Below are 15,518 nucleotides of genomic sequence, written 5' to 3'. Positions count from 1 at the left end.
AGAGTTAGTTTAATTATTTGAAGCTGAAGGATATTTAAATGTTAGGTTTGTCAATTTTTTGATGAGTTAAATCAAAAACATCTCTGTTATATTATAAAAATATATTGGGGATAACGCATGAATGCACATGTAGAAATAGATACCTATTGGTGTCTAGAACAACTATTACAAGAAGGCCGTATCACAGAACGAGATAAATTACTGGTACAGTCAAGCCACCGCCAAAAAGACCAGCTAAAGTGGCATCCATTACAATGGATTGCGCATTTTAATTTAAAAGATCAGCAACACATACAGGCCCATTTAAGTTTAAACCGTTTGTGTTTATGGTTTGCAGATCGAGTTCAACTTCCTTTATTTGTGATTGATCCTTTAAAGGCAGATGTGAGTGCTTTAACTCAGGTAATGTCGCAAGAATTTGCTATTCGTAATCATATTTTAGCTGTTGAAATCCATGCCGATCGAATTGTGATTGGAACAGACCAGCCATTTCAAACAGATTGGCTCAATAATCTTGAACGAAGTCTAGCTCCTAAAAAAATTGAGCGGGTACTACTTAATCCCGAACAGTTACAGCGTTATTTACGCGAATATTATCAGGTCAGTCGAGCGGTAAACTCAGCTCAAAAAGATGCAGCTCATGATCGTGATAATAAAAATGTTGAGGCTCTTTTACAGCTTGGCGATAGCCAGAACCCTGATGCCAATGATCAGCATATTGTGAAATTAGTCGACTGGATTTTACAGTTTGCGTTTGAGCAGAGTGCCAGTGACATTCATATGGAACCGCGCAAAGACAATGGTAAAGTCAGGTTTCGTATCGATGGTGTTTTGCACACCATTTACAACATGCCTTCAAATACGCTAACCGCAGTGATATCTCGAATTAAAATTTTAGGACGTTTAAATGTCGCCGAAAAGCGTAAACCACAAGATGGTCGATTAAAAACTCGGACGCCAAAGGGCCAAGAAACAGAGCTACGTTTATCAACCTTGCCAACAGCCTTTGGTGAAAAACTGGTTATGCGTATTTTCGATCCCGATGTCTTGGTACGTTCTTTTCATCAACTGGGTTTTGAAGAGAGTTTATTACAACAGTGGCAACAGTTAACAAAAAATAGCCATGGCATTATTTTAGTCACTGGTCCTACAGGTTCAGGTAAAACGACAACGCTATATTCTTCGTTAAAGCAGCTCGCAACAGATCAGGTCAATGTCTGTACCATTGAAGATCCAATTGAAATGTTAGAGCCTAGTTTTAACCAGATGCAGGTCAACAATGCAATTGAATTAGGCTTTGCAGATGGTGTTCGTGCGCTCATGCGTCAAGACCCCGATATTATTATGATTGGGGAAATTCGTGATCAAGATACAGCGAATATGGCAATTCAGGCTGCATTAACAGGTCATTTAGTATTATCAACTTTACATACCAATGATGCGCCGTCTAGTCTGACCCGTTTGCATGATTTAGGTGTGCAGCCATTTTTAACAGCAGCCACAATTTTGGGTGTTCTCGCGCAGCGTTTAGTGCGACAGCTTTGCCCACACTGTAAACAACAAACTTATATTAATGAGGACGAGTGGCAACATCTCACATTCGACTACATTATGGAAATGCCAGAAAAAGTTTATCAGGCAGTAGGGTGTGAACAATGTCGTCATACAGGTTATAAGGGAAGAGTCGGTATTTATGAATTTATGCCGGTCAGTCTTGAGCTTAAGCATCTTATTAGTAGCCATATGACCTTAAATGATTTGAGAACACAAACTAAAAAAGAAGGTATAGAACCCTTAAGAATTGCGGGTGCTCGTAAAGTCATTGATGGTCTTACGACATTAGAAGAGGTATTACGGGTTGTTCCCTTAAATTAAGTTTTTCTTAAGATTCACCTCATTTATGCATGATGTAATTGCTTTATCCCAAGAGGAAACCATAAACAGAGGGTAATTATATGAATATGCTTAAAGTGATGTTGTTAACTGCTGGTATGACTGCTGCTGGCGTAGTTGTAGCGAATACACCAGTGAATCAGGCCGCAATTGCTCCGGCAACTGTCACCACAGTAAAACAGGCATTAACGTCTAAAGATAGTACACCGATAAAATTACATGGTCAGGTTGTAAAGTCTTTAGGTGATGAAAAATATCAATTTCGTGACAAGACAGGTAGCATTACGGTTGATGTAGATGATGAACTTTGGCAAGGTCGTCCTATTTCACCAAATACAAATGTAACTTTAATTGGTGAAGTAGATATCGACTATAAGCCTTTAAAACGTGTAGAAATTGATGTAGATCAAGTTCAGTTTTAATTAATAATCATAGGTATTGCCTTTAGCCGCATTTTAATAATGCGGCTTTGCTTTTTCTAAAAAGGCTTGGCAAGATCAAATCAGGATATAACAGGAAAAACAGATGAGAATTTTGCTTGCAGAAGATGATCGCTCTCAAGCTGAAAGTATTCAATCGTGGCTAGAGTTAGACGGTTATCAGGTAGATTGGGTCGAAAGAGGTGATTATGCGCTTACAGCAATCGAGCAGCATGACTATGATTGTATTTTGCTTGATCGGGGGCTGCCTCAACTGGCTGGTGAAAAAGTTTTAACAACGATCCGCCATAAACAAAAAAATGTTCCTGTTATTTTCATTACAGCACGTGACAGTATCCATGACCGGGTAGAAGGACTAGATTTAGGCGCAAATGATTATTTGGTTAAGCCTTTTAGTTTAGAAGAGCTCTCTGCTCGAATCCGCGCTCAATTGCGCAAGCAAACGTTGAGTCAGCAATCGGTTTTAATATGGGGCGATCTGCAACTTGATACACAAGCGAAAGTTGTATCATGTGCTGGAAAGTCCATTGAGTTAACCGCTAAAGAGTTCCAAATTTTACGTAAGCTTATGGTTCATCCTGAGCATATTATTACCCGTGATCAATTAGAAGAAGCGCTCTATGCATGGGGTGAAGAAATTGAAAGTAACGCGATAGAAGTATTTATTTATCAGCTCCGAAAAAAAATCGGAAGCAGCAGCATTAAAACCATACGGGGGTTAGGCTACCGTATGGGAGATTTAAAATGAAATCTAATCGCTCATCCTTGCAGTCGCAACTGGTTAAAACCACCATGTGGAGTAGTGTCGTGGTGGGCTTGCTGGCTTTAAGCTTACTCACCATATTTTCTGTTTATCACAACATGTCAGTGCAAGACGAAATCATGGATGAAATTTCAGATACTTTGCTGGTTTCTGATCTTTCTCAACACTCTATGAAACAGTTTGATGAGCTCAGTGACGAATTTGATATTCAGTATGAATTATTAAGTTCTGGGCAGTTACTTACTCACTCTCATAGCTATCAGCACGAGCTTTTTGAACAAGGCAACTTGTCAGAAGGTTTTTCATATTTTTGGTTTGATGGCCAATTATGGCGTAGCTTAGCTGCACAGCAAGAAGACTCAAAGTTACAAGTTGAAGTTTTTCAGCCAATGAGTACACGTATCGAAGAAGTACTTAAAGCCCTTGCTGGGTATAGCGGCCTTATGGTGTTGTTCTGGCTCCTACAATGGGTCATTGTAAGTTGGCGTACCGAGCATCAATTGGCTGCGCTAAATTTACTTTCTAGACGAATTGCTCAAAAAACCGCATCAAATTTAGAACCCATTCAAGAACCAGATGTCATTACAGAAATTCAGCCTGTGATTGATGCGCTAAACCAATTACTTGCAAGGTTGCAAAGGGCATTAGTCGCTGAACAGCGTTTTACCGCAGATGCTTCACATGAGTTACGATCTCCATTATCTGCCATACAAATGCGTCTTCAGGTTTTACAGCGTAAATATCAACATGTTCCAGAACTTCACCAGGACTTTGAGCGTATACAAGAAGACGTTTCTAGAAGCACAAAAATACTTGAAAATTTACTCCTTCTTGCTCGCTTAGAACCCAATGAAGCAGAGCAGCCACAACTTCCCAAGACGATTATCGATTTAAATTATTTATTGGCTAGAGTCATTGAAACTGTAACTTTAGATGCGCAAGCTAAACAAATGTTAATAGAAACAAATACTTTATCGACAGAAACTAAAACCTTTGCGAATGAAGAATTACTATTTATTGCTTTTAGAAATTTATTTGATAATGCCATTCGTTATAGCCCTACTTTAGGCTCTATTTATGTTGAGATTAGTCAGGATGAACAGCAAATTAAGGTCGCTATAGAAGATACAGGAAATGGGGTAGATGATGAGGTATTGCAACGTTTAGGGCAGCGTTTTTTTCGAGTATTAGGCACTCAGCAGCAAGGTTCAGGGTTAGGAATTTCGATTACACGAAAAATTATTGAATTGCATAATGGCAAATTACATTTTATGCATGCCGAACAGGGTGGTTTAAGGGTAGAGGTGAATCTACCTTTATAAAAAATAGCATGGTTACCCATGCTATCCATTTTTTGTTTTCCCACGAATATTATTGAAACGCGAGTGTATTTTTATTTAGTTAAAATTAGACGATTATTGCGAGTGAGGCGTAAACGATATTCCTCGCCAGCATGCATAATGCGGATTTCACGGCCTAATGCAAAGAGGTTATTAGAATGTAACATTGGTAAGGCGTGAGCTGTTTCATTGTTACGGGTAAATAAGCTAAAAGGTGCGTTCATTTGTTGTGCTCCGTGGTATGTTCTTGAACGATTTAAATGATAATCATTATCGAATAGGTCTGTCAATGAGATTTTTAAGATTTTATAAAATGATAAAATTTGCTTACACTTGAGAAAAGTTTTAGAGAATAGAAAAATGCCCAAACCAATTGTTGATGTCGCAATAGCCATCTTAATTCATCGTGGAAAAATATTAGTCGGTTGGCGCGGGGAGCAGCAGCATCAAGGTGGAAAGCATGAGTTTCCTGGCGGAAAGGTTGAGCAAGGTGAAACACTCGGAGAAGCCTGTCGCCGTGAAATCTATGAAGAAGTCGGTATCGGTTTAAAAGATTGGCACCAATTCGATTATATTCACCATGAGTATGATGACATTATTGTCAATTTACATTTGTTCCATAGTTATGTGCCTGATGAACTATTAAATCTTATTCATCAACCATGGGCATGGTACACAAGGGAACAGTTACTTCATTTAAACTTTCCAAAAGCCAATAAAGACATCATAAAGCGACTCTATTGGCCGCATTTTATTAAAATTAGTCCTACGCTGACACCAGCCGAAAATGATGAAACTTTAGTGTATTGGCGTAGTGAAAAAGATAGTTTTGATCAGGCAGATCTAGAAAAATTAGCTCTTTTAGATACCGATCAGTTTTCAAAATTAATCGTGAATGTCGATGTTTGGCACAAGCTAAAACTTGAGTTAAAAAAGCAGATTAAGACCGTTCATTTAAAACAATCTCAGCTCATGAATTTGCATAAGGGCGATTTAACAGTAGGCTTACGTTATATTGCAGCTTGTCATGATGCGGTTTCTTTAAAGCAGGCTGAGCAGATTGGTTGTGATGCTGTTTTTATTAGTCCAGTACAATCGACAACCACCCATCCAGAAGCCTTGGCATTAGGTTGGGAGCGTTTTGCTGATCTAGCCCAAAAAAGCCAGATTCCGGTTTTTGCATTGGGAGGAGTGCATCCTGATGATTTAGCTACTGCACAACAGCATGGTGCATATGGCTTAGCAGGTATTCGTAATTTCTAATAAGAAAATAGAAGAGCATTAAAAGCTAGAGGGCTCTTAATGCTTGTTGCGCTTCTTGAACAGTTTTTTGATTATTGCGTTGTTGTCCAGCTTTTAAGATAGTCAACCAAAGCTGCTTTTTCATGGCCTGACTTTGGGCAAAACTCAAACCACGTCGTGCTAAAGACTCAGCATTAGAATATTGCTGTTTATGATTTGCCGTAAGGGCAAGAAATAAATAAGTCTCAGCCGCTTGTGGTGCTAAACGCTGTGCTTGAAGCGCATAGCGTTCAGCCTCTGACCATTGCTGGTTTTTGTAAGCCTGTTGTGTTTTCTGCATTAAAACTTTAAATGCAGGTAACTGGCTGCCATCATCACTAAAATGTTGAGGCTTTTTTTGCTGAGGAACAATAACCTGTAAATTTTTGCGTTGAATTTCTGGATGCTCATAAGGTGTAATTTTTACACCCGATGGAGTTTCCGTATTTTTCTTCACTGGCGGAGTAGGTGTTTTCTCTTTGGAGCCAGAATGATCCGGCAAAGTTGTACAGCCGACCATAAGTACAGCACCAATATAAAAAACACCTTTCTTCAACATATCCTACTTTCCTGTTAACGCTTAGTTGTTATAACTACCACTTGAAATCACACGTGAGTTATTTGACAGATCTTGTTGCATCTGGCTTTCACTTTCACGAATATAACTGTCGGTATTATCATCCTGAGAGTCAGGAGTTGTGTTATCACTTTGTGGCGTATATGTTGGATCAACTTGATAATAAGGTGCTCCACATGGCGTAGCACGGTGCGGAATCGTGTGCGTTAGCATCGGAATATACATAGCACCATCACAAGCCTGTGCAGATAAATCACCCGTTGCACGATCAATCCACTGCCACTGTACAGTGTCTGGTTGACGTATATTCACAGGTGTTTGACGTAATTGCTTCATCACATTTGTCCATACTGGCAATGCACCAGATGAACCTGTTAAGCCAGTCACTTTATTGTCATCTAAACCTAACCATACTACAGCTACATGGTTACCCGAATAACCAGCAAACCATGAGTCACGTGTATCATTAGTTGTACCTGATTTACCTGCCAATTTTAAAGCTGGAGATAAGCTGCTATAAGCTGCACGACCAGTACCCGAAGACATGACCTGTTGTAAACCATAATTCATGATATAGCCAACAGATGGATCGATCGTTTGTTGAACATTCAGGCCATAACGGTCAAGTAAACGACCATTCGCATCTACCACAGATCGAATTGCACGAGTTGGATATTTAAAACCGCCTGTAGCGAAGTTCTCATAGATTCCGAGCACTTCCATTGGTGACATATTGACTGCCCCAAGGAAAATAGAAGGATAGGCAGGAATTGTTGATTCAACACCAAACTTTCTTAAATTATTGCTAAATGTAGATAGACCAACCTCTTGACCCAAACGTACAGCAGAAAGGTTATATGAGTTTGCTAATGCTTCACTCAGACTGACTACACCATGCCCACCGCCACTGTAGTTCTTAGGAGTCCAGCTTTTACCACCATCTACAGGAACACTGATCGGCGCATCTTCAATTTGGCTTGCCCAGTTATAACGTCCAGATTCAATAGCACTTAAATAAATCACAGGTTTCAATAAAGAACCGACTTGACGTTTTGCATCTAAAGCACGGTTAAAACCAGTAAAGTCTTGTGTTGAACCAACCGCTGCAACTAACTCACCGTTTTCAGGATGTGCAATCAGTACAGCACCTTGTAAGTTTTTCAAACGCGCTGGATTACTGTTAGCCAAACGGTCTACTGAAGCTTTAAAAGCATTTTGAACTTGAGTTTGAGTAATTGGATCTAAGGTTGTAAAAATACGTAATCCCTGATTGGTTAAATCACTTTCTTGATATTCTGTACGTAATTGACGACGTACAATATCTAAAAAGTCTGGGAATTTTGCAGGCCCTAAACTTGGTTTACTTAACACATTTAAAGGACGCGCAATTTCATCTTCATATTCGGCTTGAGTTAAATAACCCATCACACGCATATTATTTAACACGGTATCGCGGCGTTTTTTTGCACCTTCAGGGTTTTTCCAAGGGTTATATAAAGAAGGACCTTGCACCAAACCGACTAAATAAGCTTGTTGTGCGACACTGAGTTCACGTAGCGGCAGGCCGAAATAAAATTGTGAAGCCAAACCGTAACCATTAATTGAGTAGCTACCATTTTGGCCCAGATTCACTTCATTTAAATACGCTTCTAAAATTTCATCTTTGCTGTAATGCAGTTCGATGAGTAAAGCCATTAATGCTTCATTGACTTTACGTTTTAATGTGCGTTCAGGGGTGAGATAGAAGTTTTTAACTAATTGTTGAGTCAGGGTTGAGCCACCTTGACGTTTTCCACCAGTGACATTACTGACCAATGCACGAGCCGTACCGCGAATTGAAATACCATGATGGTGATAAAAATTACGGTCTTCTGTAGAAATTAAAGCTTCAATGAGTGGTTTAGGGACATTATTCAGTTTAATGAGTACACGGTCTTCATTGTGTTGAGGATAAATTCCTCCAATGAGTAACGGTTCCAAGCGTGCAACGCCGGTTGAAGAGGGTTTAGTACTTCTAACTTCAACAACTTGATCATTTGCAAAACTTAATTCTAAGACTTGTTCTGGTTCAACGCTGTCACCGTAGTCAAAACCACGTGTGTGGATATACATATTGCTGCCTTGAGCAACATAGCTTCCAGACTTGTCATAATTACTTGAAGTTTTGTAACCCAATAACTTTAATTCTTGAGTGAAATTTGCTTGAGAAATAGGCGCGTTGTTATAAATTTCCAAAGGTCGTGCAAACACTTTGGCAGGAATATCCCACCGCTGTCCTTCAAATTTTTCACGGATAATATTATCTAAACGAATCAGATAGATACTAAGAGCAATAAAAGCACCAATGACCAAAATGGAAAATATTAGTGCAAAGAAACCGATACCACGTTCAAACTTCATAAAAATGAGATAAAACCCTAACAATGCCTGTAATGATGCGATAGCTTGTCATCAATTTGCAATGATAAAACTGTGAATAATTGGAAAAGTTAGATTGAATTTTACAGCATCTTGTAGTTATGTTTTTTTAAATTAATCGGGTTAATGTTATTATAGGCGAGTATCGCAGCGGAGCTTACTCATTCGTGCAAATTTCACATAAGTCCTTCAGAAACGTCGGGTTAATCGGTCGACCAGATAAATCATCAGTTGTAGAAACACTATGTTTAATTCATGATCATTTATTGAACTTAGGTTTGAACCCCATTTTTGATCAGGAAACAGCCGAATTAGTGCCTTATGATCATGCACAGATAGTAAGCCGTCATCTATTAGGTGAAGTTGCTGATTTAGTTATTGTGGTTGGAGGCGATGGTTCTCTACTCCATGCGGCAAGAGCGTTGGTCCGTTACAATACCCCGGTTATTGGCATCAACCGTGGGCGATTAGGTTTTTTAACTGATATCAAACCTTCAGAAGCCATTTTTAAACTTGACCAAGTGCTTCAAGGTCATTTCCAGCTTGATCGCCGTTTCTTACTTGAAATGGAAGTACGAACAAATGGCGAAGTCATTTATGATGCAATTGCTTTAAATGATGTCGTTTTGCATTCGGGTAAGTCCGTCCATATGATTGACTTTGAGCTCAACATTGATGGTCAATATGTTTATCGCCAGCATAGTGATGGTCTAATTGTTTCGACTCCAACCGGATCAACGGCCTATGCTTTGTCAGGTGGTGGACCAATTTTACATCCAAGTATGGATGCGATTGCATTAGTTCCAATGCATCCCCATACATTGTCATCACGTCCCATCGTAGTCGGTGGTCAGAGTGAAATTAAAATCGTTATTCGCGAAAATCGGGTGTTACCGATGGTGAGCGCTGATGGGCAACATAGTATATCGCTCAATGTCGGAGATAGTTTACACATCCGTAAACATCCATTTAAACTAAGTTTATTGCATCCACCAGGTTATGATTTCTATATGGCCTGCCGTACCAAACTTGGTTGGAACCAAGATTTTGAATCTTTTCAAAGAGATGAATCATGAATATTGAACAAATGCTATCTGTTTTAAACCCTGAAATTGTAGAGCGTTTAAAAACAGCAGTAGAAATTGGTAAATGGCCAAATGGCGTTGTTTTAACAAAAGAGCAGCGTGAGACTTGTATGCAAGCTGTTATCGCTTGGGAGTTGAAAAACTTACCAGAAGAACAGCGTAGCGGCTATATTGACCGTGGTACGAAAGAAGAAGGTGAAGAGTGTGATGATGATCATCACAAGCATGAACCTGAGTTTAAACCAATTCGTTTTGTTTAATTTAAGAAGCTCAGTGATTACTGGGCTTTTTTTATGTTTATCAAAATATAATAAAGAATCCTATGAAACGTTTAAAACCTATTTACGTACTATTATTTCTAATATTGTTTAGTGGTGCTGCATTAGCCAAACAGCCGATTGAATGTTTACTCAACGTGAAGGTTGTTGCGAGTCAGAAATACCCTTCACCTCAAGCTAAATATACAAGTATAAAGAACGACGGTTATCCCATGTTATTGATTGGGATTCAGGTGCTGGAGTCGCAAACAATACGAAGCTCCCAAAAGATCAAAGCGCATTATTTATATTGTAAGACACTTATTGGTCAACAACGAGATGCTTATCTTTCGGGTTCCTACGATTCTAATAAGATTACAATCAAAATAGGTGATCACTTGAAACTAAGAAATATTCATTCTTCAGGTCAGGAATATCCATTTTGGCCAGATTTTTATTATATTGAACCTTAAAACCAAGGCTATCCGATATAACCTTGATCATTCATATATTAGAAACGACTATGCCATAACGCTTTTGCTTTCAGCATTGCCTCTTCAAAACTAGTAACAACTCCCATGGTATATAGTGCAATTCCGATGGTTTCTGTTACTGCCATTTCACCGTATTCATGGTGCTGCTGACCTAACCATACTGCTTTAAAAGTTGCTAAATCTAATTCTTCTTCAGTTGGACTACGTTCAGGTGTGAGCTTTGGTAACTCATGTTCATAGAGTTCACCATTTTTAATACCACAAATAAGTGTTTTTGCATCTGGATTTCGCTCAAATTCACCGCCTTCACCCTTAATGACTGCACTATTTTGATAGCCTAAGCGCAGTGCACTATGTTGATGGGAAGTTCTATAAGCTGGATGGAATATAGCTTGTAAGGTGGCTTTTGCATTAAAAGGATTTATTAAGCGGGCTAAAGTATGAATAGGCGAGCGTAATCCCATCACATTTCTTAAAGAAATCAGTTCACTTAAAATAGGTGAAATCACGTCTAAAGGTAAGTAAGCGAAATTTTGCTCTGCTAACTGAGTACGCACTTCTTGTTCTGAATGACAAATTGGATAACCAAGATATTCTAAAACCTGCTCGGTATAGACGCGGTTAAGGGTATGGCCTGAAGCACCATGCATGACGATTTTATAACCGTGTTGAGCAAGCGTGAGAGCAGCTAAAAGAAACCACGGGTAATGTTTACGTTTACCTGCATAAGATGACCAGTCTAAATCAACTTCTAAAGGCTGGAAATTAAGCTGGTCTCTGGTCGCTTGAACAAATCCTGCGAGTTCATCAATAGATTCTTCTTTAACCCGAAGCAGCATTAAAAAAGCGCCTAACTGCACATCAAGCACTTCACCTTTTAAAATCATGGTAAACGCTTGATACGCTTCTTCATAGCTTAAAGAGCGTGAACCACTTTTTCCTTTACCTAAAATACGGACATATTGAGCAAAGGGATGTTCAGCATCTTTATAGATATTACGTTTAGTATTCATCGTAGTTCAAAAACAATAAAAATGATGGGATGCAGGCAGCTCAAAATGAAATGTCCACAAGTATTTAATCAATATGACATAAAAAACTGTCGAAAAAATATCAAAAGTGTTTCTTATACTAAAGTCTTAGGGCCACATGAGTGTTTTTTGCGCGTATTAGCCAAAAATTTAATCGAATCATTATTTAATTCGAGTACACTTTCTCGTGCTTTTTTGAGCACTCATATCATAATTTTCTGTGATTCTCCTATATCTTCAGCTTTTTATTAAAAAGTAAGAGGTTATTTCTAACTACTCAAAGTGGTTAGGAACTTCAGGTATTCTCCTGTTTTAGAAAACAGCTTTTTTGTTTTCATTGAGGTAGTAGGAAGGTTTTTTGTTTACAAAGAACCGTTTCCCTTTTGCGGTGTTCATGTGAAAGGTTAGGGCTGTGTATTCGTAAAGAATAGACGTTTCATTTTGGTATTTCCAACGGACTTGGAAATATAGATTGAAGTAAAGTTATGGCTAAAAAACCGATTTATAAATCACTTTATTTTCAAGTGATTATTGCGATTATTGCGGGTGTTTTGGTAGGACATTTTTCCCCAAGCACAACGCAAATTGTCAATGGTGTCGAACAACATATCCCAGGTTTAGGTGAGCAACTCAAGCCATTAGGTGATGCCTTTATTCGTTTGATCAAGATGATCATCGCACCCGTTATTTTCTGTACCGTGGTGAGCGGTATTGCTGGCATGGAAAGCATGAAGTCAGTCGGAAAAACTGGCGGCGTTGCGTTGTTATACTTTGAAGTTGTTTCAACAATTGCACTTCTGATTGGCCTTGTTGTAATTAACATTGCTAAACCGGGTGTAGGGATGAATATTGACCCTACCACTCTAGACACCTCGGGCATTCAAAAATACGTCAGTTCTGGTGAGTCACAATCTACCATTGATTTCTTAATGCACATCATCCCGGATACGGTTGTTGGTGCATTTGCAAATGGTGAAATCTTACAAGTCCTTCTTTTTGCAATTCTCTTTGGTTTTGCTTTACATAAGTTAGGTGATGCAGGACGCCCAGTTTTAAAATTTATTGATCAAGTTGCACATGTGTTCTTTAACATTGTGAATATGGTCATGAAACTGGCTCCAATTGGTGCATTCGGTGCAATGGCATTCACCATCGGTAAATATGGCGTTGGTTCACTCGTACAATTAGGGCAATTAATTCTCTGCTTCTATATTACGTGTCTACTCTTTATCTTCTTGATCTTGGGTACAATCAGCCGTATTAGTGGATTCAGTATCCTCAAGATGATCCGCCTGATTCGTGAAGAGTTATTAATTGTACTTGGTACATCTTCTTCTGAATCTGTTTTGCCGCGTATGCTACGTAAACTTGAAATTGCAGGTTGTGAAAAGTCTGTAGTCGGTTTAGTGATTCCAACCGGTTATTCATTTAACCTTGATGGAACGTCAATCTATTTGACCATGGCTGCGATCTTTATTGCCCAAGCAACGAATACTCAGCTTGATATTCAACATCAGATCACTTTGTTATTAGTCCTCTTAATCTCATCTAAGGGTGCGGCGGGTGTAACTGGTTCTGGCTTTATTGTTATGGCAGCAACGTTGTCTGCTGTTGGACATATTCCAGTTGCAGGTTTGGCATTGATTCTAGGTATTGACCGTTTCATGTCAGAAGCACGTGCTTTAACTAACCTTGTCGGTAACTCTTTAGCAACGATTGTTGTTGCTAAATGGGTCGGTGCTTTAGATAAAGATAAGCTAAATGATGCCTTAAATAATCCAGATGAAGTCGACAGAAAAATGATGGAACCAAAAAGTCCTCAAGTCGCTGAAGGTCTAGATTAATTCGAATAAACCTATATAAAAAAGGAAGCTAAAGCTTCCTTTTTTATTGGCTGACTGAAAAGTACAGTTTTAATGAGCAGCTATGCCATGACAGTTGCTTGAAAAATGATTAGCATGCACAACAACGAGATTCGATAAAACAATAAAGCTGAAGGAAAATATTATGTTGGCATACGATGCAGATTTAGAATTATTCCGTGATAATTTTAAGCGTTTTATGGGTGAGCATATTGCGCCACACTATGATCAATGGGAACGCGAAGGAATCATGCCTCGTTCAGTTTGGAATCAATTGGGCGAAAATGGCTTTTTATGTGTGGATGTCCCTGAAGAATACGGTGGTTATGGGGTTCCGACATACTATTCATTAATGTTGGTTGAAGAGTCTGCTCGTGCTGGTTTTTGTGCATTATCAACAGCCATTTCTTGCCACTCTGAAATTGCTGCACCATATATTTTACACATCGGGACAGAAGAGCAAAAACAATACTGGTTGCCGAAAATGGTGACAGGTGAAGTGGTTGGTGCAATTGGTATGACTGAACCAGGAGCGGGTTCGGATTTACAATCAATGCGTACTAGCGCCATCTTGCAAGACGATCATTATGTGTTAAATGGTTCAAAAACCTTTATTTCAAATGGCCAACATGCTGATCTTGTTGTGCTTGCGGTAAAAACAGATCCTCAAGCCCGCGCTAAAGGCGTGTCTTTATTATTGGCAGATACTCACTTAGAAGGCTTTAAAAAAGGAACCAACCTCGACAAAATCGGTCTGCATTCTCAAGACACATCTGAGCTATTTTTTGACAATGTGAAAGTGCCTAAAAACCAGTTACTTGGTCAAGCTGGGCAAGGTTTTGCTTATTTAATGCAAGAATTACCACGTGAACGTACTGCAATTGCATCTACTGCAATTGGTGCAATCCGCGGTGCAATTGATTTGACAACGGCTTATGTAAAAGAACGCCAAGCATTTGGTCAACCCATTTCACAATTCCAAAATACGCGTTTTGTTTTGGCGCAAGCGAAAATTGATGAGCTTGCTACAGCGGCTTTTTATGAAAGAAATATTGCTCTATATCAAGAGGGCAAACTTGATGTTGAAACAGCTGCGGCATTGAAAAGTTTCAGTAGCGATATGCAAATGAAAGTTGCAGATAACTTGCTTCAGCTTTTTGGTGGTTATGGCTATATGACCGAATATCCAATTTCACGTTTCTTTGTAGATGCACGTATTCAGCGTATTTACGGTGGTACAAATGAAATTATGAAAGAAATCGTAGCGCGTGGATTAATTGGCAAAGCCTAATTAAATAGATTTAAAAAACAGCCTGTCCTAGAATAGGCTGTTTTGTTTTTAACTATTTGGTCTTCTGTTGAATGGCAGGATAGTCTTGTTGTTTCGGTAATTGCTGTAATGCATGATTCATCTTTCTTAAAAACTCATCGGCTTCATCTTGACGGAATGAGTCTTCGGTATACTCACTGCGTTTTTGAAAGACGACACCACAACCTGTTATTTCCATATTTTTAGGATTAAATGACCAGTCATTAGGATCCTTTAGGTTAATGTCTAAATCACTTTCACAACCTTTCCATAAACGTAAAAACTCATTTGATAATTCTGTTTTAAATCCTTTCGCAGGATAGACCGAGAATCCTTTCATTTCGGGATTAGGAAACTGTATAAACATGTCTACTGGCATGCCACCCCAAACGATTGCCGTATTTTCTGGTAACGCGATAGCTGTTAAATTTTTCTCTTTTAAGGCATGTGTTTGTTCAAATTTCTGCCTGAAATGTTGCGACTGGTAGGTCAGCTTGGTTTGGGGTGGGATTGGAATACCACGAACTTGATTGCTGGCAGTCGTCATATAGTACGGGGACGGATCAGTACCATTGCACCCCGCGATGAGGGGGCAGCCACCACAAGCCGTTAGACTGACACTAATAAAACTCAGTAGACCTAAAACAATAATTTTATTCATTCTATTTTACTGTTGTTATGACATCTTCAGACAGTATAACTAATCTCTCGATTGAGAGCTTTGCCTTTAAGAGGAGTGAAATGCTCCTCTTTAAATTTAAGTGGGTT

Annotated in this window: 15 protein-coding genes; 10 read left to right on the top strand and 5 right to left on the bottom strand. The window is 39.0% G+C overall.

All coding sequences use genetic code 11. From position 1 onward, the window contains the following. Window positions 1-117 precede the first annotated feature (117 nt). The 4 genes from BMW38_RS04745 to BMW38_RS04730 all read left to right on the top strand — a co-directional run bounded on the left by BMW38_RS04745 (window position 118) and on the right by BMW38_RS04730 (window position 4,418). A complete protein-coding gene (locus BMW38_RS04745; protein ID WP_092706229.1) occupies window positions 118-1,875 on the top strand; it encodes a GspE/PulE family protein in 1,758 nt (585 codons plus the stop codon). A gap of 80 nt (window positions 1,876-1,955) precedes the next feature. Then, entirely contained in the window at window positions 1,956-2,315 is a 360-nt protein-coding gene (locus BMW38_RS04740; RefSeq protein WP_092706227.1) for a NirD/YgiW/YdeI family stress tolerance protein, read from the top strand. 103 nt (window positions 2,316-2,418) lie between these two features. After that, window positions 2,419-3,081 carry a response regulator transcription factor gene (locus tag BMW38_RS04735; RefSeq protein WP_092706225.1) on the top strand — a complete coding sequence of 221 codons (663 nt, stop codon included), beginning with the start codon at window positions 2,419-2,421 and terminating at the stop codon, window positions 3,079-3,081. Continuing rightward, window positions 3,078-4,418 carry a sensor histidine kinase gene (locus BMW38_RS04730; RefSeq protein ID WP_092706223.1) on the top strand — a complete coding sequence of 447 codons (1,341 nt, stop codon included), beginning with the start codon at window positions 3,078-3,080 and terminating at the stop codon, window positions 4,416-4,418. The genes BMW38_RS04735 and BMW38_RS04730 overlap by 4 nt, the downstream gene beginning before the upstream one ends. 71 nt (window positions 4,419-4,489) lie before the next feature. Here the strand turns inward: BMW38_RS04730 and BMW38_RS04725 are convergent, their stop codons facing one another. Further along, a complete protein-coding gene (locus BMW38_RS04725; RefSeq protein WP_004643472.1) occupies window positions 4,490-4,660 on the bottom strand; it encodes a hemin uptake protein HemP in 171 nt (56 codons plus the stop codon). Window positions 4,661-4,796: 136 nt separating this feature from the next. Between BMW38_RS04725 and BMW38_RS04720 the strand changes: the two genes are divergently transcribed. Beyond that, window positions 4,797-5,699, top strand: coding sequence for an NUDIX domain-containing protein (locus BMW38_RS04720; RefSeq protein ID WP_092706221.1), 903 nt, complete (start codon window positions 4,797-4,799; stop codon window positions 5,697-5,699). Window positions 5,700-5,724: 25 nt separating this feature from the next. Here the strand turns inward: BMW38_RS04720 and BMW38_RS04715 are convergent, their stop codons facing one another. Both BMW38_RS04715 and mrcB read right to left on the bottom strand, forming a co-directional pair. Continuing rightward, complete coding sequence (locus BMW38_RS04715) at window positions 5,725-6,276, bottom strand: hypothetical protein (RefSeq protein WP_092706219.1); 552 nt, start codon at window positions 6,274-6,276, stop codon at window positions 5,725-5,727. A gap of 21 nt (window positions 6,277-6,297) precedes the next feature. After that, window positions 6,298-8,694 carry a penicillin-binding protein 1B gene (mrcB, locus tag BMW38_RS04710; protein ID WP_092706217.1) on the bottom strand — a complete coding sequence of 799 codons (2,397 nt, stop codon included), beginning with the start codon at window positions 8,692-8,694 and terminating at the stop codon, window positions 6,298-6,300. Between the two features lie 185 nt (window positions 8,695-8,879). Between mrcB and BMW38_RS04705 the strand changes: the two genes are divergently transcribed. The 3 genes from BMW38_RS04705 to BMW38_RS04695 all read left to right on the top strand — a co-directional run bounded on the left by BMW38_RS04705 (window position 8,880) and on the right by BMW38_RS04695 (window position 10,527). After that, window positions 8,880-9,788 (top strand): NAD(+) kinase, encoded by a 909-nt coding sequence (locus BMW38_RS04705; RefSeq protein WP_003650688.1) that lies wholly within the window; start codon window positions 8,880-8,882, stop codon window positions 9,786-9,788. Then, window positions 9,785-10,057 (top strand): YeaC family protein, encoded by a 273-nt coding sequence (locus BMW38_RS04700; protein ID WP_004643467.1) that lies wholly within the window; start codon window positions 9,785-9,787, stop codon window positions 10,055-10,057. The genes BMW38_RS04705 and BMW38_RS04700 overlap by 4 nt, the downstream gene beginning before the upstream one ends. 62 nt (window positions 10,058-10,119) lie before the next feature. Then, window positions 10,120-10,527 carry a hypothetical protein gene (locus tag BMW38_RS04695; protein ID WP_092706215.1) on the top strand — a complete coding sequence of 136 codons (408 nt, stop codon included), beginning with the start codon at window positions 10,120-10,122 and terminating at the stop codon, window positions 10,525-10,527. 38 nt (window positions 10,528-10,565) lie between these two features. On the opposite strand, the gene BMW38_RS04690 is transcribed toward BMW38_RS04695, so the two are convergent. Beyond that, window positions 10,566-11,561, bottom strand: a complete 996-nt coding sequence (locus BMW38_RS04690) for a glycosyl transferase family protein (RefSeq protein WP_092706213.1) — start codon at window positions 11,559-11,561, stop codon at window positions 10,566-10,568. A 503-nt stretch (window positions 11,562-12,064) separates the two neighbouring features. Here BMW38_RS04690 and BMW38_RS04680 point away from each other — a divergent pair. Both BMW38_RS04680 and BMW38_RS04675 read left to right on the top strand, forming a co-directional pair. After that, a complete protein-coding gene (locus tag BMW38_RS04680; RefSeq protein WP_092706211.1) occupies window positions 12,065-13,423 on the top strand; it encodes a dicarboxylate/amino acid:cation symporter in 1,359 nt (452 codons plus the stop codon). 163 nt (window positions 13,424-13,586) lie between these two features. Next, window positions 13,587-14,732 (top strand): acyl-CoA dehydrogenase family protein, encoded by a 1,146-nt coding sequence (locus BMW38_RS04675; protein ID WP_092706209.1) that lies wholly within the window; start codon window positions 13,587-13,589, stop codon window positions 14,730-14,732. A 52-nt stretch (window positions 14,733-14,784) separates the two neighbouring features. Here the strand turns inward: BMW38_RS04675 and BMW38_RS04670 are convergent, their stop codons facing one another. Further along, on the bottom strand, window positions 14,785-15,411 hold the full coding sequence (locus BMW38_RS04670) for a hypothetical protein (protein ID WP_092706207.1): 627 nt from the start codon (window positions 15,409-15,411) through the stop codon (window positions 14,785-14,787). Between the last annotated feature and the right edge of the window lie 107 nt (window positions 15,412-15,518).

It is taken from the genome of Acinetobacter sp. yr461 (assembly GCF_900110445.1).
GTDB lineage: Bacteria > Pseudomonadota > Gammaproteobacteria > Pseudomonadales > Moraxellaceae > Acinetobacter > Acinetobacter calcoaceticus.
Note: the sequence above shows the minus strand (reverse complement) of the source record. Positions and strands in the feature narration are given on the sequence as shown.

Coding starts and splice junctions, on each gene's coding strand:
- BMW38_RS04745 (WP_092706229.1), top strand. CDS start 118: ATGAATGCACATGTAGAAATAGATACCTATTGGTGTCTAGAACAACTA.
- BMW38_RS04740 (WP_092706227.1), top strand. CDS start 1,956: ATGAATATGCTTAAAGTGATGTTGTTAACTGCTGGTATGACTGCTGCT.
- BMW38_RS04735 (WP_092706225.1), top strand. CDS start 2,419: ATGAGAATTTTGCTTGCAGAAGATGATCGCTCTCAAGCTGAAAGTATT.
- BMW38_RS04730 (WP_092706223.1), top strand. CDS start 3,078: ATGAAATCTAATCGCTCATCCTTGCAGTCGCAACTGGTTAAAACCACC.
- BMW38_RS04725 (WP_004643472.1), bottom strand. CDS start 4,660: ATGAACGCACCTTTTAGCTTATTTACCCGTAACAATGAAACAGCTCAC.
- BMW38_RS04720 (WP_092706221.1), top strand. CDS start 4,797: ATGCCCAAACCAATTGTTGATGTCGCAATAGCCATCTTAATTCATCGT.
- BMW38_RS04715 (WP_092706219.1), bottom strand. CDS start 6,276: ATGTTGAAGAAAGGTGTTTTTTATATTGGTGCTGTACTTATGGTCGGC.
- mrcB (WP_092706217.1), bottom strand. CDS start 8,694: ATGAAGTTTGAACGTGGTATCGGTTTCTTTGCACTAATATTTTCCATT.
- BMW38_RS04700 (WP_004643467.1), top strand. CDS start 9,785: ATGAATATTGAACAAATGCTATCTGTTTTAAACCCTGAAATTGTAGAG.
- BMW38_RS04695 (WP_092706215.1), top strand. CDS start 10,120: ATGAAACGTTTAAAACCTATTTACGTACTATTATTTCTAATATTGTTT.
- BMW38_RS04690 (WP_092706213.1), bottom strand. CDS start 11,561: ATGAATACTAAACGTAATATCTATAAAGATGCTGAACATCCCTTTGCT.
- BMW38_RS04680 (WP_092706211.1), top strand. CDS start 12,065: ATGGCTAAAAAACCGATTTATAAATCACTTTATTTTCAAGTGATTATT.
- BMW38_RS04675 (WP_092706209.1), top strand. CDS start 13,587: ATGTTGGCATACGATGCAGATTTAGAATTATTCCGTGATAATTTTAAG.
- BMW38_RS04670 (WP_092706207.1), bottom strand. CDS start 15,411: ATGAATAAAATTATTGTTTTAGGTCTACTGAGTTTTATTAGTGTCAGT.